This window comes from Burkholderia sp. Ac-20353 (assembly GCF_017104785.1).
In the GTDB taxonomy this organism is placed as follows: domain Bacteria; phylum Pseudomonadota; class Gammaproteobacteria; order Burkholderiales; family Burkholderiaceae; genus Burkholderia.
Genome location: NZ_JAAGPL010000029.1, coordinates 1 through 25,615, shown reverse-complemented (window position 1 = coordinate 25,615; position 25,615 = coordinate 1). Strand labels below are relative to the sequence as shown.

19 protein-coding genes and 1 pseudogene are annotated in these 25,615 nt (G+C 56.2%); 13 read left to right on the top strand and 7 right to left on the bottom strand.

Features of this window, described 5'->3' with window-relative positions:
• The first annotated feature begins 69 nt into the window (after positions 1-69).
• The 7 genes and pseudogenes from G3N94_RS12385 to G3N94_RS12355 form a co-directional block, all read left to right on the top strand.
• On the top strand, positions 70-2,436 hold the full coding sequence (locus G3N94_RS12385; protein WP_205792673.1) for an efflux RND transporter permease subunit: 2,367 nt from the start codon (positions 70-72) through the stop codon (positions 2,434-2,436).
• Between the two features lie 10 nt (positions 2,437-2,446).
• Positions 2,447-3,451 (top strand): YCF48-related protein, encoded by a 1,005-nt coding sequence (locus G3N94_RS12380; protein ID WP_241021788.1) that lies wholly within the window; start codon positions 2,447-2,449, stop codon positions 3,449-3,451.
• A 183-nt stretch (positions 3,452-3,634) separates the two neighbouring features.
• Complete coding sequence (locus G3N94_RS12375) at positions 3,635-4,321, top strand: TetR/AcrR family transcriptional regulator (RefSeq protein WP_205792672.1); 687 nt, start codon at positions 3,635-3,637, stop codon at positions 4,319-4,321.
• A 177-nt stretch (positions 4,322-4,498) separates the two neighbouring features.
• Positions 4,499-5,959: an aldehyde dehydrogenase family protein gene (locus G3N94_RS12370; RefSeq protein ID WP_205792671.1), complete on the top strand. Its 1,461-nt coding sequence runs from the start codon at positions 4,499-4,501 to the stop codon at positions 5,957-5,959.
• A gap of 416 nt (positions 5,960-6,375) precedes the next feature.
• Entirely contained in the window at positions 6,376-7,449 is a 1,074-nt protein-coding gene (locus G3N94_RS12365; protein WP_205792670.1) for a DUF262 domain-containing protein, read from the top strand.
• A 161-nt stretch (positions 7,450-7,610) separates the two neighbouring features.
• A complete protein-coding gene (locus G3N94_RS12360; protein WP_205792669.1) occupies positions 7,611-9,167 on the top strand; it encodes a methyl-accepting chemotaxis protein in 1,557 nt (518 codons plus the stop codon).
• 318 nt (positions 9,168-9,485) lie between these two features.
• Positions 9,486-9,786: pseudogene (locus G3N94_RS12355) on the top strand (LysR family transcriptional regulator); the annotation flags it as partial.
• 41 nt (positions 9,787-9,827) lie between these two features.
• Here G3N94_RS12355 and G3N94_RS12350 read toward each other — a convergent pair.
• From G3N94_RS12350 to G3N94_RS12340, 3 genes are all read right to left on the bottom strand, one after another.
• Positions 9,828-10,796: a PDR/VanB family oxidoreductase gene (locus tag G3N94_RS12350; protein WP_205792668.1), complete on the bottom strand. Its 969-nt coding sequence runs from the start codon at positions 10,794-10,796 to the stop codon at positions 9,828-9,830.
• Positions 10,797-11,268: 472 nt separating this feature from the next.
• Positions 11,269-12,681 carry an MFS transporter gene (locus G3N94_RS12345; protein WP_205792667.1) on the bottom strand — a complete coding sequence of 471 codons (1,413 nt, stop codon included), beginning with the start codon at positions 12,679-12,681 and terminating at the stop codon, positions 11,269-11,271.
• A 404-nt stretch (positions 12,682-13,085) separates the two neighbouring features.
• Positions 13,086-14,060 carry an AraC family transcriptional regulator gene (locus G3N94_RS12340; protein ID WP_205792666.1) on the bottom strand — a complete coding sequence of 325 codons (975 nt, stop codon included), beginning with the start codon at positions 14,058-14,060 and terminating at the stop codon, positions 13,086-13,088.
• A gap of 178 nt (positions 14,061-14,238) precedes the next feature.
• Between G3N94_RS12340 and G3N94_RS12335 the strand changes: the two genes are divergently transcribed.
• Positions 14,239-15,345, top strand: coding sequence for an NAD/NADP-dependent octopine/nopaline dehydrogenase family protein (locus tag G3N94_RS12335; RefSeq protein WP_205792665.1), 1,107 nt, complete (start codon positions 14,239-14,241; stop codon positions 15,343-15,345).
• Positions 15,342-16,352: a 3-hydroxybutyryl-CoA dehydrogenase gene (locus G3N94_RS12330; protein WP_205792664.1), complete on the top strand. Its 1,011-nt coding sequence runs from the start codon at positions 15,342-15,344 to the stop codon at positions 16,350-16,352. Before G3N94_RS12335 ends, G3N94_RS12330 begins: the two co-directional genes overlap by 4 nt.
• Before the next feature lie 693 nt (positions 16,353-17,045).
• Here the strand turns inward: G3N94_RS12330 and G3N94_RS12325 are convergent.
• Both G3N94_RS12325 and G3N94_RS12320 read right to left on the bottom strand, forming a co-directional pair.
• Positions 17,046-18,194 (bottom strand): enolase C-terminal domain-like protein, encoded by a 1,149-nt coding sequence (locus tag G3N94_RS12325; protein WP_205792663.1) that lies wholly within the window; start codon positions 18,192-18,194, stop codon positions 17,046-17,048.
• A complete protein-coding gene (locus tag G3N94_RS12320) occupies positions 18,191-18,991 on the bottom strand; it encodes a dioxygenase (protein ID WP_205792662.1) in 801 nt (266 codons plus the stop codon). The genes G3N94_RS12325 and G3N94_RS12320 overlap by 4 nt, the downstream gene beginning before the upstream one ends.
• Before the next feature lie 178 nt (positions 18,992-19,169).
• Between G3N94_RS12320 and G3N94_RS12315 the strand changes: the two genes are divergently transcribed.
• The 3 genes from G3N94_RS12315 to G3N94_RS12305 all read left to right on the top strand — a co-directional run bounded on the left by G3N94_RS12315 (position 19,170) and on the right by G3N94_RS12305 (position 22,318).
• Entirely contained in the window at positions 19,170-19,961 is a 792-nt protein-coding gene (locus G3N94_RS12315) for an IclR family transcriptional regulator C-terminal domain-containing protein (protein WP_205792661.1), read from the top strand.
• Positions 19,962-20,194: 233 nt separating this feature from the next.
• The gene (locus G3N94_RS12310) at positions 20,195-21,208 is read left to right on the top strand and encodes a cyclase family protein (RefSeq protein ID WP_205792660.1); all 1,014 of its coding nucleotides are present in this window, start codon (positions 20,195-20,197) and stop codon (positions 21,206-21,208) included.
• 15 nt (positions 21,209-21,223) lie between these two features.
• A complete protein-coding gene (locus G3N94_RS12305) occupies positions 21,224-22,318 on the top strand; it encodes a maleylacetate reductase (protein WP_241021787.1) in 1,095 nt (364 codons plus the stop codon).
• Between the two features lie 343 nt (positions 22,319-22,661).
• Here G3N94_RS12305 and G3N94_RS12300 read toward each other — a convergent pair whose 3' ends face one another.
• The gene (locus G3N94_RS12300; RefSeq protein WP_205792659.1) at positions 22,662-23,156 is read right to left on the bottom strand and encodes an aromatic-ring-hydroxylating dioxygenase subunit beta; all 495 of its coding nucleotides are present in this window, start codon (positions 23,154-23,156) and stop codon (positions 22,662-22,664) included.
• Entirely contained in the window at positions 23,153-24,430 is a 1,278-nt protein-coding gene (locus G3N94_RS12295; protein ID WP_205792708.1) for an aromatic ring-hydroxylating dioxygenase subunit alpha, read from the bottom strand. Before G3N94_RS12295 ends, G3N94_RS12300 begins: the two co-directional genes overlap by 4 nt.
• Positions 24,431-24,523: 93 nt before the next feature.
• Between G3N94_RS12295 and G3N94_RS12290 the strand changes: the two genes are divergently transcribed.
• Positions 24,524-25,444 (top strand): LysR family transcriptional regulator, encoded by a 921-nt coding sequence (locus G3N94_RS12290; RefSeq protein ID WP_205792658.1) that lies wholly within the window; start codon positions 24,524-24,526, stop codon positions 25,442-25,444.
• The last annotated feature ends 171 nt before the right edge of the window (positions 25,445-25,615 follow it).

Sequence of the window (25,615 nt, the reverse complement as noted above, 5' to 3'; positions counted from 1 at the left end):
AAGTGCAAAAAGGGAGCCTCGTGGTGATTAGAGTGCTTCCCTTAAATATGTATATCAACGAGGTGCGACGTGCTAAACCGGATGGTAAGCAAGATAGAGGCGTGGCTATTCAGCCATCGTGTGTTAACTCTAACCGTAATTGGAATCTTCACGGCGCTTATGGCTGCTTTCGCAGTCCAATTGCGAATGGATGCAGGGTTTGAGAAGCAAATCCCGATCGGTCACGAGTACGTCAAAACCTTCCAGCAGTATCGTGATGCGTTGCCTGGTGCAAATCGGATCACGGTAGTGGTCAAAGCAAGGAATGGCTCCATTTGGTCGCAAGAGGGACTTCGACGTCTCTTTCAAGTAACGCAAGAGGTGAGCTATCTTCCTTTTGTAGATCGAGGGAGCGTTCAGTCATTGTGGACGCCAAATTCATTCGTAAACGAGATCACCGAGGACGGCTTCAGAGCCGATCCGTTGATCGAGGGAACGATTACGCCCGATGCCCTGACCGCGGACAAAATTCAAGCGATCAAACAGTCTACCTCAGCAGGCGGCTACATCGGGGTACTGGTTTCCAAAGATCAAACCAGTGCGATGGTCACTGCCGAGTTGAATGAGCGAGATGCGCAAGGGAAATCTCTGGATTATGTAAGTTTCAATCGTCTCCTCGAAGGAAAAATTCGAAAAAGATTCGAGGATTCGAACTTCCAAATCCAGATGATCGGTTTTGCGAAGCAGATTGGTGACATTGCGGATGGCGCATCGGGCGTGCTTGCATTCTGTGGCCTGGCGCTCGTGCTAACTGCAGCGGCAGTCTACTGGTATAGCCGGTCTGTTCGCTTTACGATTCTGCCGATTGCGTGCTCGCTAACGTCGCTCGTCTGGCAGTTCGGCACACTGCGATTGCTCGGATTTGGATTGGACCCTTTAGGGGTTCTCGTACCTTTTCTAGTCTTTGCGATTGGGGTATCGCACGGTGTTCAGCAGATCAATTCTATTGTCCGGGAACTCTCTTACGGAAGAACTTCGTTTGACGCGGCGCGGCACAGTTTCAGTAGCCTGCTGATTCCTGGCACACTCGCACTGATCACTGCGTTTGTATCGTTTGTCACTCTCTTGTTGATTCCAATTCCGATGGTTCGCGAACTGGCAATCACTGCGTCGCTCGGCGTTGGATACAAGATTGTTACCAATCTTGTGATGCTGCCGGTCGTCGCGTCGTGCCTTCATTTCACGAAAGGGTACGCCGACGCTGCATTGGCAACTCGCGAGCGGAGAGCACATTGGTTGCGCATGCTGGCGAAAATTGCCGAACCAAAGAATGCAGTTTTGACCCTGGCGGCGACGGTACTCGTATTCGGCGTGGCCGCATGGCAAAGCCGGGATCGTGTCGTGGGCACGCTGCAGCCTGGCGCACCGGAGCTGCGTGCCGATTCACGCTTTAATCGTGATGCGGTTGCCATCGCCAATGGGTACGACGCTGGGTTGGATTGGATGACTATCGTCTTCGAATCCAAGGATTCGACCGGTTGTACGGATCCGCGTGTCGGCTTATTTGAGGACAAGTTTGTCTCAACTATGGGCCACGTGCCCGGCGTGGTTTCTGTGAGTTCGTATCCTCAAATGTTAAAGAACTACAGCGAGGGCTACAACGAGGGGAATCCCAAGATGTCGGTGATTCCGATTGATTCGACGAACTACGCAGCGTTAAGCGCGGAGATTAATCGTGTCCGCGGCTACATGACAAAAGATTGCAAGATGACCGCCGTTCACTTGTATCTCGCAGATCACAAGGCTACGACGATTACGCGCGTGATCGATGCGGTGAAGGCCTACCGATCGACTCAGACCCCGCCGCCGGGGCTAGCGATCCGCCTTGCGGCCGGTAATGCGGGCGTGCTTGCGGCGACGAATGACGAAGTCGCTCATAGCGAACTTAGCATGATGCTTTATGTCTATGCTGCAATCGTTGTGCTCGTGTTCATCGCATATCGTGATATGCGTGCGGTAATTGCGTGTTGTCTCCCTTTGACCGTTGCCACATTCATTGGGTATTGGTTCATGAAGGAGTTGGAAATCGGGTTGACGGTCGCGACGCTTCCGGTGATGGTGCTTGCGGTGGGTATCGGCGTGGACTACGCCTTCTATATCTACAATCGGTTGCAAGTTCATCTCGCGAATAATATTCCTATCGTCAAGGCGGTCGAGCAATCGATACTGGAAGTTGGTGTTGCAACAATCTTTACTGCGATCACGCTTGCGGTTGGCGTTGCGACTTGGAGTTTTTCGGCGTTGAAATTCCAGGCTGATATGGGGAAACTCTTGGCATTCATGTTCGTGGTTAATCTCGTCATGGCGATGACAGCGTTGCCAGCACTCGCAGTAGTACTCGAGAAAGCTTTCCCCCGCAAGAAGGCTGTGAAAACGTCTAGCCTGTTCAGTCACTAGGAAGATGAAGATGGGATCGAAAAGGGCTTTTACCGCATTGTTCGGCGTCGCTCTGTTTGCAGGAGCGCTTACCGCGAACATCGATGCGTTTGCGCAAGCAGCATCTGGCGTTTCAGCACCGGTGGGTACCGTAACTTTGTCTGACGCCGAAAAGCAGTCGGACCCTACGGGCGCGATGTTGCTTGGCGCAGCACTTGCCGGTCGTCGCATCGTCGCGGTTGGCGAACACGGATTGATCATCTTGTCAGACGATGACGGGCAACATTTTCGACAAGCCAAGAAGGTACCCGCAAACTCGACGCTGACATCGGTTGCTTTCATTGATGCGCAACACGGTTGGGCGGTCGGCCATTGGGGAGTAGTTCTTCAAACAAGCGACGGCGGAGAGTCGTGGACTCTCCAACGCTCAGCCACAACAGTTGATCAACCGCTGTTCTCGGTAGCGTTCCGGGATGCGCATCATGGATGGGCGGTCGGGCTGTGGTCGTTGATTCTCACTACCGATGATGGTGGGCACACGTGGGCAACCCGTACGCTTGATAAGGCATCTGGTGCTGGTAAGGATGGACTGAATCTGTATGGCGTATTCCCTGGAACAAGAGGGACCGTGTACGCGGTAGGCGAGCAAGGGGTCGTTTTAAAGTCAACCGACGATGGGGTAACTTGGGGGGCGACCCACACGGGCTATAGCGGAACGCTGTGGACGGGAGTACAGGCGGACGATGGGGCGATCTATGTTGGTGGGTTGAGAGGGCATATGTTCGCAAGTACCGATGACGGAGCGAACTGGCACTCGGTGGATTCTGGTGTTATGGGATCTATCACGGACCTGACGGCATCATCGGCTGGAGTGGCGGGGGTCGCGCTCGACGGATTCGTCACGCTCATGAGGAATGGCGCTTCGGCGTTCGTGCCTCACCGTCTGAAGGGGCACCAGGCACTCACGGCGATTGTGGTGACCGGGAGCGGTCATCGGGTGGTGTTCGCGAAGAGCGGCGTTGAATTGGACGAGTGATTACCGAGGCGGAAGTAGATGAAGCTTACGTGTCTCAGCGGAAATAAGTGACCATTCGGACGCCGCCTCGTCGCTCGAGCGCGGTTCGGACGGTGGCTTGTGAAGGTCGCCCGACCTAGATCGGATTGCAACTTGGTCCTTGTTGGGCCACAATGCCCTGTCAATTAATTGTAAGGGTGTGCCATGGCAACTCGGAGTAGTGCTACCGTCATAGATAAAGAAGGCGACCGGAATGGTTCCGACGAACTCATTGACATTGCTGGAGCGACGCCCGGTGAAAACCGCGTATTGACCGAGAAGGGGAGAAACACAGCGGCTCGAGTTATTGAGGCGGCGATTGATTTTGTTGTGTATGAAGGGTATGACGCATTGACGATGCGGAAAGTGGCCGCGAAGGTTGGCATGTCACTTTCCAATCTTCAGCATTATTTCAAAACTCGGGACGATCTGATGGCGACGGTCATCCAGACGACGATCGAGCAGTACGTTGTTACTGCCTCGACATTCTTCGATCCGTCTCGATCGCCTCGCGAGAACCTCGAAGCGATGGTTCGCTTTCTCATAAATGATATTAAGCAGCCTAAGGTTCAGAGTCTCTTTGGTGCCATTTGGGCACTTGCGCAAACGCACGATTTTGCCAGAAGCTTGATGGATGCAATGTATGTCGAGGAGCGGAAAATGCTCGCGCGTTTCGTGCAAGAAGTGAATCCGAAGTTGGACAAACGCCAAAGAATGTGTCGCGCGGCTCTCATTGGCTGTCAAATCGAAGGATTAATGTTGCTTATTCCGCAGCGCAACAGATTTCCCTCTGACATTCGAGGGATCGAGGAGGAGGCGGTTACGGCGATATTGGCGTTGGCGGAAGCGTGAAGTAATAATTCATCCGTAAATCCAGAATTGCGGCGAGGCGGTCTATATTTTTATTATGGATTTAGTGACTTCCGCATCGATGGAAACTTTGCGCGCCATCATGTAGTTGCGTTAATTTTTTTGAAAATTAAGTTTCTGTCGAATGAGATGGGAATTTCAGATTAAATGGTGGAGAGAATGAAATTGACGGAACCTGTGGAAACTAGAAATTTCATCGGTGGCGCGCACTGCCGATCCGTATCAAACGAGTACTTTGAAAAAAAAGCACCAGCGACCGGGGAAGTGCTGTCTCACGTCGTGGCATCAACTTCTCAAGATGTCGACCAAGCCGTTTGTACAGCTCGCGAAGCGTTCGATCATGGACCTTGGCGGTCTATGAGTGGCGCGCACCGGGCGCGATTGCTGTTCAAGCTCGCTGATTTGCTCGAGCAAAACGCGGATGCGTTTTCGATCAGCCTCGCGCGGGAACAGGGAAGACCAATCTACGAGATGCGGATGATGGATTTGCCTGTCTCGATTGATACGTTGCGATATTTCGCAGGGTGGGCTGACAAGCTGGAAGGTCGAAGTGTTCCGACGGCCGGCTATATGGGACGGCAAACTGTCAATTACACGGTGCTTGAGCCAGTCGGCGTTGTAGCACAGATCATTCCGTGGAATGCCCCGCTGATGATCTGCATCTGGAAGCTGGCGCCGGCGCTCGCTGCGGGATGCACGGTTGTTATCAAACCATCGGAGGACGCACCATTGAGTGTGACCTCCCTCGGCGCGTTGATCGAAGAAGCAGGTTTTCCGGCCGGGGTTGTCAATATTGTCAATGGTATTGGGCCGAGTGTTGGGCGAGCGTTGGTCAACCACCCGGGCGTGGACAAAATTAGTTTCACGGGGAGTACCGCGGTTGGTCGATCCATCGCAGCGGATGTGGCGGGCACGTTCAAGAAACTGACTTTAGAACTCGGAGGGAAGGCGCCTCAGATTGTATTTCCGGATGCAAATCTGGACGCGGCTATTCCTGGTATCGCAATGGGGCTGTTCGTGAATCAGGGGCAGACTTGTGCGGCCGGTTCGCGAGTGCTGGTCCATCGATCGATCGAGGCTTCGGTAGTCGAGGGGCTTGCTGCCGCTGCAAAGTCGATTGTGCTAGGCGATCCTCTGGATGGCGCCGTGTCGATGGGCGCGTTGATCAATGAGCGGCACAAGTCCCGCGTTCAGGAATACATTTCGATCGGAAAAAGTGAGGGCGCAAGACTTGTGGCGGGTGACGAACCGGTACCCGAGGTGGGAAATTTCGTGCGACCGACTGTTTTTGCAAATGTAAACAATCGAATGCGCATCGCCCAGGAGGAGATCTTCGGGCCGGTGGGCATGGTTATTCCGTTTGAGGACTGGGAGGACGCGGTCGCCCTTGCTAACGACGCGGCCTACGGCTTGTCTGCCACGATCTGGACGCAGGATCTCTCGATTGCGCACCGCACCGCTAAGGCACTCGATGTTGGGGCGGTAGCCATCAACGGATGGAGTCCACTGGATGCGAGGTTGCCATGGGGCGGGCGTAAGGACAGCGGTCTTGGACACGATCTTTCGAAGACTGCGCTCGACGCCTATCTGCAAGAGAAAGTTGTGACGGTCGTGGTGTAAGGCCTCCGCGTGACGTCATGCACAATTCGCATGATGTCACGCAGCGTACATTTTGCCCCCCGAATGGATTATCGCCTGGTCCCAAGAGCACCGCAGATGGGGGCGTGAATGGCTGTGCTCGATCTCGCACACGGCGGTCAAACGACATTCCTCATTCGAGCCGTGGCATTGTGAGTTGGCGAGCCGAATGCGGTTGGCCGACGCTGAGCTGGTGTTCGGCCTTGAACTTGAGAGTTGTGATCGGTGAGAATTGGTAAGGTGGTTTTCCACGCAATTTGCGCATGCTGCCTTGTCCAACGGGAGCAACAACCTGCAAGGTGGAGTGAAGAAACTGCGGAGACGGGAAAGACGTGTAGCGCCGCAGTGTCGGAAGCTGCGACTTCGGACTGGCGGATCGAGGTATTAATTAAAGACCCATGAAGAAGCCGAAGGATATACTGCCCAAAACAGTAGAAGAGATCACGCGGAGCGAGGCCCAGATTGAGGAGCTTTCGAAGCGGACAGAGTTCTGCCCGACGGAATATTCCGTCGAGCTTTTGGCCAATAAAATGAGGACGGGTGACTTTGTCGCCCCAGCCTATCAGCGCAAGTACTCTTGGGAGCACGGGCGCAAGTCACGTTTCATTGAATCAATGGTGCTGGGATTTCCGATTCCACTTCTTTTCTTCTGTGAGATGAAGGATGGCAGGCTAGAAATTATCGACGGTTTCCAGCGACTGCGTTCGATCGAAGAGTTTTTACTTGGTGACATGAGACTCGGAAGATTGGACGGCCTTACTGCTTTGTCGGGGTTCAGATTCGCCGATCTACCAAAGCCGAGGCAGAGAAAAATAAGAAAGCACCCGATGTACGGGATCGTGTTGAGCGAAAATGTGCATGAGCAGACTCGATTCGACGTTTTTGAGCGTATCAACACCGGCGGCAGAATCGGAAATATGCAGGAAGTTCGTAGAGAAACGTTGGAGGGAGCTTTCACGGATCTCATTATCGAACTCGCCATCCTCCCGAATTTTGAAGTGCTCGCTCCCGTCTCTGCGATGGGACATGGCCGGTGGGAACGCGAAGAGCTTGTGGCTCGCTTTTTTGCGTATACCGACGGGCTGGACGGTTACCGAGATCGCCCGTCGGAGTTCATTTTCAACTATGTGAAGAATATGAACATTGAAATGGGAAAGTCGCCCGCGTTGATCAACCTCTACCGCGTACGCTTCCACGAGACAATCAATTTTATCGGACGTGTTTTTCCATACGGATTCAGAAAAAATAGAAAAGGTAAGGCGACACGTCGTGCACGTTTCGAGGCAATCGCCGTTGGATCGCGTCTTGCCTTGGACGTTCGACCGGCTTTAGTCAATGAGGATGTTGCCAATGTACTCCCATGGTTGACCAGTGACGATTTCACAATGGTCACAAGCTCTGATGGCGCAAATGCCATTGCTCGATTGAAAGAGCGGACTCGGTTCGTACGTGATCGTCTGCTACGGGTATAAGCCAGCCGAAATATTTCTCGATTTCTGCTTGTGGCTAACCGTGATCGCGATTCGGATAGGTGCTCTTTCAAACACTCTCGCTGACTTCCTCTTTGACGCTGCCAGTGTAGTGTGTAAGTGTCGTTTTGCGGTGATATAGAAGAACAGGACTGGAGGAGATAATGATCGGAGGAAAGACCGTCAAGGCTCATCTGTTGCGTACGCTCGCACTACTGTCGGCGCTGATGCTTGGTGGAAATGTACTCGGGATTTGGGGAGGGTACCGTGGATTGGTCGCGATGGAGAAGATTTATCGCAACGATGCTCTTGGAGTTGAACTCCTGACGGGAATTAAGGCGGACACACTCGATGTCGTCGCGTCCTATTCATCGGTTAATTCATTTAGTCGTGCGGAGCAAAAAGGATTGCTCGAAAGCGTGGCGAACGACATGAAGAGAATTGAGCGAAATCGTGATGCGTATCTGGGTTTAGCGGATACGGGGGCACACCAGATTGAACAAGATAAGTTTGTTCGTAATCTACGCAAGGTGAGGTCGTTCCTGGACGGAATGCAGGCGACACAGGCGATCAGCGATTCGGCTGCGCTAGCCACGGAGATGTCAAAAGGACTGGGTACGTATGTCGCTTTTCAGGAATCAATCGAGAAATTGATAAGCCTTCGAAAGGATGATGCCGACGCCAGGTTTGTGGAGACTCAATTGCAGGTGAGGCGCCTGCTCGTGCTTCTTATTCTGATAAGCGTGTGCGGATTCTTGGTTGCGTCCGTTAGCTACGTTTCGTTGTCGAGAAAGGTGATCCGGCCATTGAGTGATGCCGCAGCCGATTGCGAACGAATCGCCTCAGGAAATCTGTGTATGACTCGACCGACGTCGGTTCATGGGGGGGAAATCGGGAGGCTGTTTGATGCTTTTACGCACATGCAGGTGAGTCTGAACGAAATCGTGGGAAGGGTTCGAAGTGGAAGCGAGTCAGTTGCGAACGCCACCGGACAGATCGCGTTGGGGAATATTGATCTGTCTCAGCGCACAGAAGAGCAGGCTGCCGTACTACAGGGGGTGGTTGCAGATTTGCAGGAGTTTGCGATGAGGGTTGAGAAGAACTCGGAGCGCGCGGGCATGGCCATGGACGTGGTTTCAGACGTTGCCGAAATAGCGACCAGCGGACACGAGGAAATGAATAAGGTCGTCTCTACGATGAACGTCATCGTTCAAGGCTCGTTGCGAATGAACGAAATCATCAGCACCATCGAGTCTCTCTCCTTTCAAACCAATATTCTTGCTCTCAACGCGTCGGTCGAGTCGGCGCGCGCGGGTGAGCATGGCAGAGGGTTTGCCGTTGTTGCCTCCGAAGTACGGAGTCTGGCTCAGCGTTCCGCAGCGGCCGCGCGTGAAATCAGTGATCTGATTCGCAATTCGTCGAATGAAATTGGCCGAGGAAGTGAACTCGTAGGCGCGGCGGGACAACGGATGGATCGGATCGCGGAAGCAGTTCGGGGAGCAAGTGTCATGATGAGAGAAATTGCAGAGGTGTCTGCCGAACAGAACAGCGACATTAACCGTACCAAGATCGCACTTGGACAGATCGAGCAGACGACATTGCAGAACGCCGCACTTGTCGAGGAGGCCTCCGCCGCAGCGAACGCATTGCAGGAAGAGGCAAGCAGGCTAGCACTCGCGATGCAGTTCTTTACTACCGGAGACTGTCTGTCCGCCGTCTGAGGGAGATCGAAAGTCGGATTCTGGCATCGAGACGATTCAGGAAAGGTCCGGTGACTAAGGGCACGAGGCTTTTTCAATCATGTCTAGTTGCGGTCAAGTTGCTAACGACGTTAAATTTCTTCGGCCAGGTCAATATGCACGCCGGTGGCCATGCGTTTTGAAGACCTTACGCGATTGCATCCGTAGGGACGTGACCGTATTGCGAAGGCGCAGAAATGGAATCCGTCGACTGTCGCTTCGAAACGCGCCGCGATCGCACAAGCCTGTTCGTCGACGCCGATGCGGCCGACGATCTGTGAGCTAGCGTCAAGCGGATGCGTGCAGGTGAAATCGGTCGAGCACAGCCATCACGCGCTCGACGACGAGCTCCGCGCAGAGCGTCGGCCGTAACATCACGCTGCCGAACTTCCTGACCGTCACCGACCTGTGTGCGACGCTGCCGAAGCGCCTCGCGCAGATCCTGGACCGCGACAACGCGTTTCGCTGCAATGAACTGCCGGTGCCGTTGCCGGACGCGCCCGTGACGATGCACTGGCATGAGCACTTCCACAAGGACGACGGCATCGCGTGGATGCGCGACCTGATGCCCGGGATCGTACAGCGCTTCGAGCAGATGTGATGGGGGCGCCGGCGTGGCGGTCTTTACGCCGGCGGCATGCGTCAGAGATCGAGCACGAGCACCGGCGAACGGGCGCGCGACACGCAGCAGCAGATGACCGCATTGCTCGCGCGTTCCGCCTTGCTCAGGCAATGGTCGCGATGGTCCGGTTCACCCTCCACGACCGGAATCATGCAGGTGCCGCATAAGCCTTCGCCGCACGACGTGTCGATTTCGATGCCGATGCCCGCGAGCGCGTCGACAATCGATGTGTCGCGCTCGACTCGCACGGATTGACCGCTGCGTTTCAGGCGCACTTCGAATCCGTCGGCGGCTGCATCGGCGGACTGCGGCGGCTCAGCCGCGAAGCGCTCCAAATGGATCGCGTCGTCCGGCAGGCGCTTCGATGCGGTGGTTACCACCTGGTCCATAAACGGCGATGGCCCACACGTGTACACGTGCGCGCCCGCGTGGAGCGTCGCGACACAACGATCGAGTTCCGCCGCAAGCCGGTCCGGTTCGATGCCCAAATGGAAGGTGACACGCGATTCGAAAGGCGCGGCCGACAACTGCGCGCGGAACGCCGCGTGTTCGCCGCTGCGCGCGAAATAGTGCAACCGGTAGCGTGCGCCGCTTTGCTCGAGGCGGTAGGCCATCGATAGCAGCGGCGTGATACCGATGCCCGCCGCGACCAGCACGTGCTCGCTTGCGTCGACGGCCAGCCGGAACAGATTGCGCGGCGAGCCGATCCAAAGTTCCGTGCCGACCCGCACGTCATCGTGCAGTGAGCGCGATCCGCCACGCGACTGGGGTTCCTTCTTCACAGCGAACAGATAGCTCGAGCGTTCGTCGGGGTCACCGCACAGCGAGTATTGCCGCGTGACGCCGGACGGCGCGGTGACGTCGATGTGGGCGCCGGGCTCGTAAGCATCGAACGGCTGGCCGTCGACGCGTGAGACCCGGAAACAGCGGATGTCTTGCGCTTCGTCGATTAGCGCGTCGATCCGGACTTTGTGACGGTTCGCTTGCATTGGAAATCTCGTGACGAATGTATGGGGGAAAAGCGCGGCGATGATGCACCGCGGGGAAGCCTGAGATTGAGGATAGGGGCTTGCGCCACATAAATCAAATAGACTAAAAATGACGTAAACATCAGTCTGGTTGATAGTGTGATTGCTTTCTCACACTGCTTGTCATTTCACGCGATGGAGGGTGGAACGGGGTCTTGCGTGCGCTGGCACGGCGATTCGCGACAGATTTGAGCGTGCGTGGCACTAGCGCGAGACGATGGGAGGTGCAAGGCATGTGGCGCTTGCGGAAGTCATCACGAGACCGGGTAAGAAAGGAACCAGTAGGGAGAATATTGGCGTGTCGTGTTCAGGTGAAAGTTTTGGGTGTTGTGGTGACGCCCATGCGTACAGGACAGGGAGGGTGCGGACGGCGGCGAAGCCGCCGGCATGCGATTGGTCGGCCGGGCGAGTCCGCCAGGCAACACGCAAAGCGTCAGCTCGTTGATGACCCGGGTGCCACCATCGTGTCTTCAGCGGGGCCGCGCGCGTGGTCGGTCGCCTGAGCGTGGCCGCGTTCGCGTTCAAGACTGAGGCAGTACTGCCTGCGACCGATAAAAAGCAGCAGCGCCGCCAGTACTGCCGTTGTCAGATTGACGAGCGACATCGAATGACCGACCGCCGCGGGTGTGCCAAACACGCGGTCGGTGAACAATGCGACGACGGTCGTGCCGATACCGAGCCCGATAATGTTCGATACCAGCAGGAACAGGGCCGAAATCTGCGCGCGCATCTGATTCGGCGCGAGCGTTTGCATTGCAGCAGTGGAGGTCGGCATTGGGAACGACCCGAAGAACATTGCGACAACGAGCAGTGCAAGCGACGCCGGCAAATGATCGACCTGCGTAAACAGTGCAGCCGGAAGCACCATGCATGCCGCGCCGATCGCGCCGGCGCGCATTGGTGCATCGGCGTAGCCGCGGCGCAGCAGCCAGTCGTTCAGCCAGCCGCCGCAGAAGACGCCCGCGGTGTTCGCGACCAGCAGCACGGAGCCGAGCGTGTAGCCGGCTTCGACGGCCGTCATGCCGAAGTGGCGGATGTAGAACGCTGGCGTCCAACTCAGCAGGCAGTACAGGGCCATCGCGTAGCAGGAGAAGCCAAGGTAATGACACGTGAACGTGCTGCGGTGCATCGCAACGAAGCGCAGCGAGTCACGCATCGACACGCGCCGGATGCTGCCCGAGTGATCCTGGGCAAGCCCCTTGCGCTGCGGATCGCGCACGGTCGCGGCGAACAGCAGCGCGACGAGCAGTCCGGGCAGTCCGACGATCAGGAACGTGACCTGCCACGCGTGTACTTGGCCGACCAGCGGTAGTGTGAACGCGCTCGCGTGCTTGAGGAGCGCGATCACGTAGCCGCCGACCAGGAACGCCGTACCGCCACCGATGAAGGAGCCGAGCGAGTAGACGGCGATCGCCCGCCCGAGCTTCTCTTGCGGAAAGTAGTCGGCGAGCATCGAGTACGCGCCCGGCGACAGCGCTGCCTCGCCGACGCCGACGCCCATCCGGGCGAGGAACATCTGGAGGAAATGCTGGCTCAACCCACACGTCGCAGTCGCGATGCTCCACAGCGCGATGCCGAACGAGATGATTTGGGGCCGTGCGTAGCGGTCGGCGAGATAGGCGATTGGCATGCCCATGACCGCGTAGAAGAGCGAGAATGCAAATCCGTTTAGCAGGCTGAACTGTGTATCGCTGAGTTGGAGATCACGCTTTATCGGTTCGATCATCAGGACGAGCACCTGACGATCGACGAACGAAAAGATGTACGCCAGCATGCAGATTACAACGACATACCATTCGTATGTGTAGCGCTTGTCGGCAGAAGAGTTGGCCGTGGGTGCGGACATGCGGATTCTCCAGAAAGGGGCGGTGGAGATCGCAGCCGGTGAGCCCGGGACGACGGCTCAACAATCGAAAAGGTCGCGGCAGGCGATCGATGGGATAGCGTAGTCAATCAATTTCCCCACACAAAGGCGGAGTGACAGCAGCGCCGTAAGGATATTTCCCGATTTGGATAAAGAAAATGCTTACCCAATGTACGTGCGCAGTCGTCCCCCAAGTCAGGTACGCGCCGGTACGCTGCATGTAGTGAATCGGAAAACCTGTCGAGATCGTTAAGTGGATGCGGGAACTTGCCACTCAGTGGCCGGTTGATGGCGTCGACGATGTGTACAGCATGTAGCCATTTGAGGACGGCACATTCGATTCGCTAAGCGAGGTGAGGACGTCGCCCTCGGGAGGTGCGCGAGGATTACCGCGAATGCTTCGGGGTAGCGGATGGCGAGTATCCATAGCGCTGCACATACGCTTTCGCGAAATGCCCAAAGCTGCGGATTCCGTGGGCGACCAGCACGTCGGTAACATTGCTGGCTTCGCCGCGTTGTAGTGCAGCGTGTACCGCCTCAAGGCGGCGGTCACGCACGTACGCGGCCGGTGTCGTCAGCATGAATGCCTGAAAGCCGTTCTGCAGTGTGCGCGGCGACACTCCAACCGCCTTCGCGAGAGTGGCTAGCGCGATCGATTCGCCAAGATGAGCATCAATGTAGTCACGCGCACGACGCACGTGTGTCGGAAGCGGTGGCAGCGTGCCAAGTGCGAGCGCGTCACTGTAAGTATGCGGCACGTGTGTTAACAGCAATGCCATTAGCCATTCTGTCAAATCGTTGCGAAGCGCGGAGCCCGCATGGACGCCCGGAAGCGTGCTGATTTGGCGCAGGTAGTCGAATGTCGGCAACACGATCGCGGCGCTCGAGTTCCGGGTACCAGCGGCGAGCTCGAATTGCAACGGCCGCCTGAGCGTCGCCTGTAGCATGTCCTGCAACTTTCGTTCGAGGGCAAGGCGATCGAGCCGCAGCACGAGGTTGCGGCAATCCGGGCTAGTAACTAGACGGCCGGCAGGCGCTGGCGAGGAAACGGTCAGCTCGCCCGGACCGGCCCGCACCACGTTGCGTCCGATCTGTAACTCGCAGCCGCCAGTTAGCGTCAGACGGAAGAGGAACTGATCGGCGTTTTCACCAAAGTCGATATGCGTTTCTTGGCCGTAGCTGATCTCGAGCAGCGTCCCCTGGTGAAGCGCCATGGTGTAGAGCTCTGCACGAATCGGATCGTGGCCACGCACGTCCATTCGATGCGGTCCGAGCCATTGCTTGACTTCTCGTTCGATGTCGTCCCGTGCGTACAGTGTGCCGAGGCGGTTGAGGGCGTTGCGGGAGAGAGTGTTATGCATTCTATTGCCTCGTGTTGGAAACACTTGCGACGACATTGCTGAAGCCAGCCTCGCCGGCCATGTCGGGAAGCTTAATCGCCATTCCGTTGCGCGAATCGGATCTGCGTTGCGCAATTTGAAGCGACGCCGCATAGGATGGCGCGTAGTCTCCGGAAGACCAACTTAGCCGGAGATGGCAATGAAAGTATGTGTATTGGGCGGCGGCCACGGCTGCTATGCTGCGGCGATCGATCTGCTGACGAAAGGCCACGACGTTACGTGGTGGCGTCGCGATAGTGAGCGGCATGCCGCGCTGCGTGAACACGGTGCGTTGACCGTCAAGGATTACCGCGGATCGCGAACGATCCCACTTGGTGAGACGCCGGGGGCAATCCATTTGACCGACGATCTCGGTACGGCGCTGCGCGGCGCGCGTCTGATCGTGATTCCGCTGCCGGCCACGGCGCACGAATCGCTTGCTGCACAAGTCGGGCCGTTGCTCGAAGATGGCCAGGTAGTGTTCCTGCCGCCCGGCACATTCGGAAGTTACGTGTTCGCACGTGCGGCAGCCGACGCCGGCAATCGCGCACGGGTCGCCTTCGCCGAGACGGGTACGCTGCCGTATCTCGTGCGCAAGCATGGCGAGAGTGACGTAGTGATCAGCGGTTATGCGACGCGCCTGCCGACGGGCGTGTTTCCGGCCAATGCCGGTGAGTGGGCATTCGAGATACTCAAGGCCGGCTATCAGTCCGTTGAGCCGGTCGAGGATGTGCTGTCCGGCGCGTTGATGAACGCTGGGCCGATAATTCATCCGCCGCTCATCATGATGAACGCAGGACCGCTCGAGCACTTTGACTCTTGGGATATTCACAACGAGGGGACCCAGCCAGCGATCCGCCGTGTGACAAATGCACTCGACGCAGAGCGCGTCGTGGTTCGCAAGGCGCTCGGCTACCGAGCGCCGCATTTCCCGCTCGCTGATCATTACTCTGCCGATGGCGACGAATGGATGTACGGACGAGGTGCACACGAAAAGGCGACAGACAGTGGCGACTGGCGTGAAAAGATTGATCTGAGGACGCATCGCTACATGCTCGAAGATACTCGACTCGGACTGTCACTCATTGTGTCGTGTGGACGCTGGGCCGGCGTACCGACACCCATCGCACAAGGACTGCTGAGCGTAGCCAGTGCCGTTGCTGAGCGCGATCTGTACGCCGAAGGGCGCACACTCGAGCGGTTGGGGCTCGCGACGCTGTCGAAAGACGCAATGAGCTCGCTGCTTAACGGCGGGTGTGCTGCATGAAGGCCGCTAGCGATGTGACACGCGTGCACGTGCTGGGCGCGGGGCGAATCGGATTGGGCATCGCACTTGTTTTCGCGTTCTCTGGGCTCGATGTAACACTGATCGATATTAAGGTTCGCGACCACAATTCGTGGACTGATCTTGTCGCGGGCGCACGCGGCGAAATAGATCGGCAACTGAAAGTGCAGGTCGCGCTCGGCCGTATCAGTGCCAATCAGGCGGCCGTCGTGGCGTCGCGTATCGAGCTCGTCGATTGCAGTGGTGCTGCCGCGGCACTGCATGGTTGCGACATTGTGTTTGAGGCCCTGCCGGAAGTGTCTGAAGTGAAGGCCGACGCGTTTCGCTGGCTCTGCGATCACATCGATGCCGATGCTGTGATTGCCTCTACGACCTCGACGATCGTCGTCACTGAGCTTCAGCGGTATGTCACGTATCCGTCTCGGCTGCTGAACGCGCACTGGCTCAATCCGGCGCTGCTGATGCCGCTCGTCGAAATCAGCCGCAGTGACATCACCGATTCGAGCGTGGTTGACGCGATGGCGGGACTGCTCGAACGAGTCGGCAAGAAGCCAGTGATTTGCGGACCTGCGCCAGGCTACATCGTCCCACGCATTCAGGCGCTCGCAATGAACGAGGCCGCCCGGATGGTGGAAGAGGGTGTCGCGAGCGCAGCAGACATCGACACGGCGATTCGGACTGGTTTCGGGCCGCGGTTTGCGATCCTCGGCCTGCTGGAATTCATCGACTGGGGCGGTTGCGACATCCTTTACTATGGGTCGAAGTATCTGGCGCGTGAGCTCGGCCCGCGCTTCCAGCCGGCTGGAAGCGTAGTGCGCAACATGAACGAAGGGCGCGACGGCGTGCGCACGGGGGCCGGATTTCACGACTACTCGGATGTGGATATCGATGCGTACACGAAGCAGAGATTGGGCGAGTTTTCCGACCTGCTCGACCATCTGGGACTGGCGTCGGTATTCGATCGAGTACGTGAGGTGGAGGGGCGGTGAGCGTTGCGCTCCAAGTACGTGTCGGCAGCCCGTCGCTGCAATTGAGCGAGACGACTCGAACAAGCGGCAGACGTGCTTCCCCGCGACGCGCGCTCACCGCGGCACACCACATTTTTCCAGAGAGTCGTGGCGGCTACGGGAATCGATTCCGACAACCGTGACACTCGCGATAGATGGTAGGTGCCTGAACCTCGAGTCGGACGTGGACCGCGGCAGCACTTGCGCGACGAGAAACGCGGGGGACAACATTGCGAAGCATCCCAGGACGTCAAGCTTGCTCTGCGCGGCATAGTTGCGCCTCCAGTCAGCGCACGGTCTTCCCGTTCCGGTCCAAATTGGACGCACTGCAGCTGGCGTGGCAGCAAATGCACGACAGCTAAGTCGCATGTGCATACCGTCCGAAAACGGCACATCGAACGCGAAGTGTGGATGGAGCCACTTTCACCGTCAAATAGACAGAAAAGGGGGGATTAATCATTCGCACTATTGTTGGTTGTCGGTCGCGCAACATACCGAATTGGTGGTCTCGACCGCGTATCTTAATCGAACTATGCGCGACAATCGGTGCGATGTCGACTACCGCGCCTTCCTGAACATGTAGTGATCGACATCGAGTCCCGCGTTCGTGGTTCTCAACAGATGCATTGCCTGCGGGGATTTCTCGAGCTGATGCCGAAAGCGCAGGATGCTATATCAGCTATTTATTTCCGCGCTCACTATCGATAGCTCCCTGACGATTTCATTGCTTGGGACAACTCCGAAACCGTGCCCATCGGGCACACGAATGGACCCATTACGGACTTCAAATGGTGTGGTCACTAAATCACATCCGAGCCGCATTGGACCAAACAACTCGGTGCCGAGATGGAGTTCCGGCATGCCTCCATAGAGGTGCGCGAGTGCTGCAGTGCCTAGAGACGTCTCTAGCGCTGTTCCGCCGTAGAGTCTTACTCCAGCTGCGTATGCAAGGTTGGCCAATCGCTTTGTAGCTAGAAGCCCACCGTCGCGATTCGGTTTGAGGGCAAAAGCGGAGGCCCCGCCACAAGCGATGAGCGATAGTGCGGAGCGGATATGTACCAGCGCCTCGTCTGCGATTACGTCGATATGCAGTTTAGATTTCACCCGTGCGATCGCTGCCAGATCAGAGGATGGAAGTGGCTGTTCAATCGCCTCGAGTCCTGCCTCCTGAAGCACAGGAAGATAGCGCAACGCTGTCAATTCATCCCATCCTTGGTTGACGTCAGCAATCACCGACGCGCGTCCCGCAAACGTATCGACAATCTTGGTAACACGTTTGACGTCGTCCGCGATCCGAGTCTTTGCGAGTTTCACCTTGAAGCGTGTGTGGCCATGCCTCGCTAACGCGCGCTCTCCCTCTTCGATATCGCTCTCGGCGCTACCGGTAGACAAAGTCCACGCTACGGGCAACTCTCGATGGCACAGGCCGCCAAGCAGTGTCGAGGCAGGCACGCACGCTTGGCGTGCGATTAGGTCAATCGCGGCCATCTCAAACGCTGACTTAGCGGCGGCGTTGCCCCTGACACTCATATCTAGGCGACGGGAAACATCCTCGATTCCACCCAGCGTGACATCCAAGAGACCCGGAGCAATGTAACGTTCAACCGCCGCATAAATACCCTCGGCACTCTCCGATCCCCAGAACGGCCCCCCCAAAGCGACGGCTTCTCCGTGTCCCTCCACTCCATCGCGGTCGATAAGGGTTAAAAGTACTACATTTTGCTTGTCCACAACCCCGAAGGACATGGAGATTGGTTGCCGTAGAGGGATATCGAGCCGATGGACCCGGACGCGGGCGATGGAAAATGACGAGGTCTGTGTCATACGTGGGACACCGAGGGCGACAGTACAAAGTGGTAGGTGAGTTCGTAGAACGGCACGCTCAAGCTTCGATTAAGTTGGTCTTTCTCAGACGCATGCTGGATAAGGTCGACCACGAGCCCGTCTCGAACCGCGTTGGCCACGTCGCTATCTAGATATTGGTCGCCCGTGAAATACAGTTGCGATGTCAGACTGCGAAAGCCAGCGTGCTCAACCTTGAGGTGCAAATGGGCGGGGCGATAGAAGTGTCGTCCCAGCGCGCTCAAGAGGGATCCCGTTGGGCCATCTTTCGGGATCTCATACGGAGGAGGGACGATTGTCTTGACTTCGAACCAACCGTTCTCATCGGTGCAAAAATTACCACGGAGATTCCAGTCCGGGATGTCCGGGTGAATATTGGAGTACAAGCCGAGCGCGTCTGCGTGCCACAGATCAAGCACGGCTCCGCTAAGCGGACGGCCATCCTCATCGGTTACAGTGCCATTGAAAAACAGCACGTTGCCAGCCTCGTCACGCCTGTGAGGCATGACATACGGACGCTCCAATTTTGGGGAACCTTTGAGGTAAAACGGCCCTTCGATCGCTTCCGGGCTGCCCGATCGACCTTCATTACCGATGTCAGTTGCTTGGGCCTCAAGAAATACATCGTACAAAAGCGATTCCTCTCCTGCCTTGACAGTGCTTACCAAAAGATCGGTAGCGATCCGGTACTCCTCGTGAGTTATGCGGTGCTTACGCATGAAAGTGAGAAGTACTTGCTCAAGATCCTCGACAACGGTTCTGAGGCGATTGCTGTTCATGGGTTGTCTCCTGCGGCCGACGTGGAAAGCTGAGCCGCCGCTTCATTGATGTACGTGCGCCTTCCCGCACTACTGAGGGTTGCATCGTACGCATACCTGGCGTACGATATGCGTACGACGTATACGTATTGCGTACTCAATATGCATGGTAGCGCCAGGTCTGTCAATAGGAGGAACGATGAGTGAAGATGCACAGGATCGCGATTACATTCAGTCGATCGAGCGGTGTATGACGGTGATCAGCACGTTCAAAGACTCGAAGCGCGCGCAGATGAGTCTCAGCGAGATTGCAGCCATTACGGGCCTGAGCAAGCCCACAGTGCGCCGGATTTTGTTGACTTTGCAGCGACTCGGATATGCACAAGCGCAAGGTACGCGGTTCGGGCTCACGCCAAAGATGCTCGAACTCGGTTACGCCTATCTTTCGTCCCTCAATCTCACTGAAATAGCGACGCCGATGATGGAGTCTCTTACCGACTTTCTGAGTGAGAGTACGGCGCTTGTCGCACTTGATGGCGCCGACGTCGTATATATAAATCGCGTTCACAGACACCGAATTAGTAGCATCACGCTGGCAGTTGGTACTCGGTTGCCCGCACACGCAACGTCGTCTGGACATGTATTGCTTGCGGACTTGTCAGAGCAAGCGTTAAGCGAATATTTCCGCATCGCGGAACTTAAATCTATGACTGAGCACACTCTGACCACGCGCGCTGCCTTGACCCAGCGACTTGAAATGGTTAGGTCGCGCGGATGGGACGCTGTGGATCAGGAGCTGGAGATTGGGCGGCGATCGGCTGCGGCCCCGATCAAGGATGTCAACGGAAAAGTGGTTGCGGCTCTCTCCGTTTCGTGTGGGACCGGGGAGCTTCGTTTCCAGCAGCTAATCGATGATGTACTACCGCACGTGCTAGCGACTGCTCGGACGATCAGTGATGCGCTCGGCGCTGGACGCTATCAGCCGACCTGAGTTCGACCCCTAGTTCGGCAACTCCAGAAGGTCAGGTGTCCTTGGTGTTGCGGTCGAATGCTTCTCTCACCCGGGTTGCGACGCCACGCACTAGGAGCGTACAATATGCGTACGCGGCGTACGATATGCGTACGATCTGAGGTCGCGATCATGAATGATTGCCACCGAATTCCGCTAGCTCAATTGAGTCGCTGCCTAGAGGCAGCCCGTACACCATGAGACAGGAATTCAAAATGAGTCCATCCGATGTGAAAGCTTTGCCACGCTATGCCGAACTCCTGCAGCGAAGCGATGCTCCTCCAGGGTCAAGCTGGGGGCTATTCGGTAAGAATGATCAGATCGGGACGCTTAACTTCCTTTCGGCGGAGACCCGGGCGGCCGCAGTAAAAGAGGTTCATGAGGGGCGGGCGTTTTCGCTCGATCTCAGATCTGACGTGATCTCCCCGTCGCTGGCTCCAACGCGAAAGCCGATGCATCACCACATCTTCCAACGTAATGATTTTCACCGCGATGAGTGGATCGATGGGCTGTATACGCAGTATGGATCGCAAATTGATGGCTTTCGTCATATTGGTCACCCGGAATACGGCTTCTACAACGGGCATCGCGCATCGCTCTTCCTTCCTGGTACAGAAACACTAGGAATGCAGAATTTTGCAGCCCTGCCGATTGCGGGTCGCGGTGTGTTGATCGATATCGCTAGATACATGGAGGGTCAGGGTACGCCGATAGATCAGGCGGGTGGGCAGGCCATACCCATCAGCGTGGTGGAAGCGGCTCGTCGGGCGCAGGGAGTCGAGATTAATCACGGCGACATTGTGCTTCTTCGATTTGGATGGCTTGACTACTATCGCCACGTTGCGTCAGAGGAGGTGAAAGAGAATCTGGTTAAGGAACAGTTTCATCCCGGGTTGAAGCAATCTCATGAAACTGTCGCGTGGCTTTGGGACAACAGAATCAGTCTGATTGCAGCTGACAATTTCGCTTTGGAGTGTTGGCCGGCGCAACCGGACAGTCCATTTTTCACAAGTGACGAGAGCGATCCGTGCCAATGCGGCCCTCACGCCGGCATCATGCACCGATCCATCATTCCACTCCTGGGAATGCCGATCGGCGAACTGTGGGACTTGGATGCGTTATCGGCTGCGTGTGCGGAAGACCGTCGCTACAGTTTTCTTATTACGATCGCACCTTTGCCGATTGTTGGGGGAGTCGGCTCGCCTGCGAATGCCATCGCGATTCGATAACTGTAGGCGATACTTATGACGACTCCGCTTGCACACATCGCCGAAGTAGACATGCTCTCCCCGTTTGTCTTCACATCTTGGCCGTCCCGGGTTGTATTTGGATCTGGAACGATCAGTCAGTTAGGTGTTGAAGTTGACCGACTCGGCCTCTCGAGGCTTCTCGTCGTTTCAACATCGCAACAACGAGATCAAGCAGAGAGCGTCATGCAGATGCTCCCTGACAGGACTGTCGCATCATTTTTCGGTGCAAGGATGCACACACCTGTGAGCGTTACCGAGGACGCCATGCGACTCGTTACAGGTAACGCCATTGACGGCATCGTGGCGATTGGTGGCGGTTCAACCACGGGCCTCGCTAAGGCGATTGCGTACAGAACTGATTTGCCGCAGATTGTAATTCCGACCACGTATGCCGGTTCAGAGATGACCCCCATTCTGGGCGAAACCGAGAATGGCGCAAAGATTACAAGAAGTGATCCAAGGATCCTTCCGGAAGTGGTTATCTACGATGTCGACAAGACGCTCGCGCTTCCCGTGAGCGTGTCCGTGACAAGCGGCTTGAACGCAATTGCACACTCTGTCGAAGCCTTGTACGCGGTTGATCGAAATCCAATCATTACGATGTACGCAGAGGCCGCAATTTCCTCGTTGTGTAGCGCACTGAAAGCGATTGCAAAGAATCCTCGTGACCAGCTGGCACGAAGTAAAGCGCTCTATGGAGCGTGGCTGAGTGGTATCTGCCTCGGATCGGTCGGAATGGCACTACATCACAAACTATGTCATGTGCTGGGCGGAACGTTCGACTTGCCGCACGCCGAGACTCACGCTGCCGTTCTTCCACATGCTGTCTCGTACAACAGTGGTTTTGCTAAGGATGCGATGTACAGAATCGCACGAGCATTGGGCGCTGAAGACGCAGCAACAGGACTGTACGACCTCGCGCATGATCTGGGATGTACGATGGCGTTGCGCGATCTGGGCATGCCCGAGAGCGGCGTCAATACAGCATCCGAGGCGGCGTTAAAAAATCAATACCCGAATCCCAGGCCGTTGGAAGAGAGTGGCATCAAAAATCTGCTGACGCGCGCGTGGTCAGGCATTCGGCCGTGACGATGCCGGGCTAGGACTTTAACCGCCGCCTGACCTGCCGCGGGTGGCGGTCGTAAAAAGCGTACGAGGAACTTTCTTGGTTGAGACTGAGATGTTCTTTGTGCAATGGATTTGACTAAACCGCCAACCGGATGATGTTGGGGCGGTGTAGTACTATCCTTAAGGAAACCTACAGAATTGACGACGTGTAGTCGAGGTCATTCGGCACGAACCGACCGCAAAAAAACCGTCCGCCGCAACCGGAGGGGCGTCGATTACGTGGGCGCCGACCTGGGCGCAGTTCCATCCGGGAATGTCCAGGCCGGCGCTCGCATGCCGAGCTTAATTGGTGCGCGGTCTGGATTTAGAGAAGGAACCCGGTCGAGTTCAGCGCATCTGTGGCGTTGATGAGTCGAACGACCTTTTCCTTCAATTGCGGCTGACCCGACGCGAAGCTAAGAGTATGGGACAGGTTGGCGGCGAAAATTGTCGTAACCTCGCGCTTGTACGCGATCAGGATCTGTGCGGATGTAATCTTTAGCACATCACCGTCTTCCGCAAACACGGTGAATCGGGAAACCGTGCGAACCGTCGAAGCGGAGTCGTTCGAGGACACGGAATATCCGGATGTCATCCGTTGCACGCGCTTGCGACGCATTTCATCATTGTCGTACACGTAGTTCAAGCACGATGCAAAGTCTTCAGTCTTCGGGTCGATCGGTACGACGTACATGCCACTCGGCTCCCAGAGCTCGAGCCACTCGTCATAGTGTTTCTGATCGAGAAGGGCACTCTCGCGCCAAATGAATTCGGCAGCCGCTCCGAGTCGAGGCGAACTAATGGGTTGAGTCTGCATCATTGCTCCATCACTTTAAGCCACTGGGCGTACGCGCCACGCATCGCAGTTTCATCCGTTGCGTGAGCCGTTTTTTCACCGTTATCTTCCGTCACTTCGCGGTTGAGGCCGCGATTGACGAGGATTGGCAGGTCAGGGCCGGCCGATGCACCTCGCTGGACACGCTCCCACGCTTCGGCATCGTCAGTGCTGCCGAACCCGAACGGGCCCTGGAAGTGCTCGTGGATACGCAGACGCTCACGATTGACGGCTTCCGGGCCGCCGTCCAATGCGAGAGCGATATGGCGAATTTCGGTTTCGTTTACCGAGATTGGTCGCAATACCCGCAAGAACGACATTGACAACGCGAGGTTCGGGAAAAGATTCACGTTAAAACCCACTCCAAGCACCGACCGAATGATGCGACGAACCTGTTCGGGGGGGTAGTCGGCTTCCAGAGATGCCGCGAGTTCGTTGAAACGCTCCGGCAGAGGGGCGCCGTTGTCATCGTCGAGATCGGTCAGTTCTGGCACCATGAGGCAGATGCCGTGACCATTACCCAATGATCGGACGATTGCCGCGTCGCTCGACATGAAGCTGGTAATCGTGTCAGCAGTTTCCTGATCCACCGACTTCAACCACGACGAATGGACGACCGGGAAGTGGTATCCATCGGTGGTGTTTTCCAGTTGGATCTTCCAGTTGCCTTTGAACCGGAACTTGTGCTCGCCGTTTGTGCGCAGCGGAAAGCCAGCGCCTTGCTTCATGAACAGATCAATCCACGGCTTAGCGCCACCCAGATAATCCTCAAGCGGTTCCACATCGTGGTTGAAACTAGCGAAGATCAAACCTTGGTAGATGCCGACCTTGAGTTTCCCCAGGGGCAGCTCTGATTTCTCCGCGATGCCCTCGTAGCCGTCCCCGAATGGAAGTGCTCGAAGCGCGCCATCCAAACCATACGACCATGCGTGATACGGGCATGTGAAGCCTTTTGCGTTGCCCTTGGCTTGCTCGCAAACCGTTGCGCCGCGATGGCGGCATCGATTCTGCAGAACATTGACTTGGCCGGTCTTATCGCGGACGACAATAACCGGCTGGCGGCCAATCGTGGTTGTACGGAAATCGCCTGGGTTGGGAAGTTCGCTCTCGTGAGCCACCCAGACCCAGGTGTTGTAAAAGATCCGATCAAGCTCCGCCTCAAAGATCTTCTCATCGTTGTAGAGCGTGGGCGACACGCGGTCAGTCTGAACGAGGTCGCACAGACTCCTGGGCTCGTTAGTGTGGGGCATTTGGTTCACCATGTTGGTTGCGGCCAACAAATTCTGCGAAGCCCTTGAGTATCGGTCAAATAGATCTAAAATGGATTCACAATAAATTCCATGGATAGTGCCGTGATCGCCATCGAAGACATCGATCTCAACTTGCTCCGCGTCTTTAGCGCAATCCTTGAGGAGAAGAGCCTCACGCGTGCGGGCGAGCGACTCAAGCTCTCGCAACCAGCGATTAGTTATTCGCTCGGTCGGATGCGAACGATTTTTGATGATCCGCTCTTCGTTCGTGCTCGGACGGGGATGCAACCGACGGAGAGGGCTCTGGAGATCTCACCTATCATCGACAAGGCGCTGGATGCCGTCAGGGAGGCTTTGCGGTACACCGAGATGTTCGATCCGGCGTCCAGTAACAAAACCTTCCGTATCCTTGTCTCTGACGCAGGTGAAATGGGCTACATACCAGTGCTCTGGGAACGAATGCGAAACGTTGCGCCAAACGTGAAACTGAGCGTCGAACCAATGCCAGTTGAATTGGTTGAGGACGCTCTGCGTACCGGCAGATTGGATTGCGCGATCGGGAATCTGCCGTCACTCATTGGAGCAACGCTGCACGTCGTCTTGTTTCGAGAGAAATACGTTTGTATGACGAGATTGCGACCTGGCATACCCAAAGGGGAAAGCCTGAGTATTCAACATTTCTCGAAGGTGCAGCACGCGCGGGTCAAGTCGATCGAACAAAGTCACATGGACATTGACAAGGCGCTTCAATCTAAAGGAGCGGGCAGGGAAGTTGTGCTTGAGATTGCGCATTTCGTTGCCCTGCCGAGCTTGCTGGCAACCTCAGACCTCTATGTCACGCTGCCGCGCCGACTGGCTTCCATATTTAATAAGGATAATACTTTCAAAGTCTATGAACTCCCGGTCGAGCTCAATGAAGCCGAGGTGACTCTGCACTGGCACGAATACTACGATCAAGATGCCGGAAATATCTGGTTTCGCACGTTAGTCTCAGAAGTTGTTAAAGAGTTTGAGCCAATCTAGCTTCAATGGTTTCCCGATTCATCGAGCGGACCTGCTGTACGACGAGCAGTTGCCTTCTATGAGGAGAAAATAGTCAAGGCTTTTTTGGCTTCCGGGCTTTTGATGCCATCAGTACATTTCCTGTCATCTTAGGCCTCGTCCTGCAGGCGCATTTGGGGACGAAACTATCTC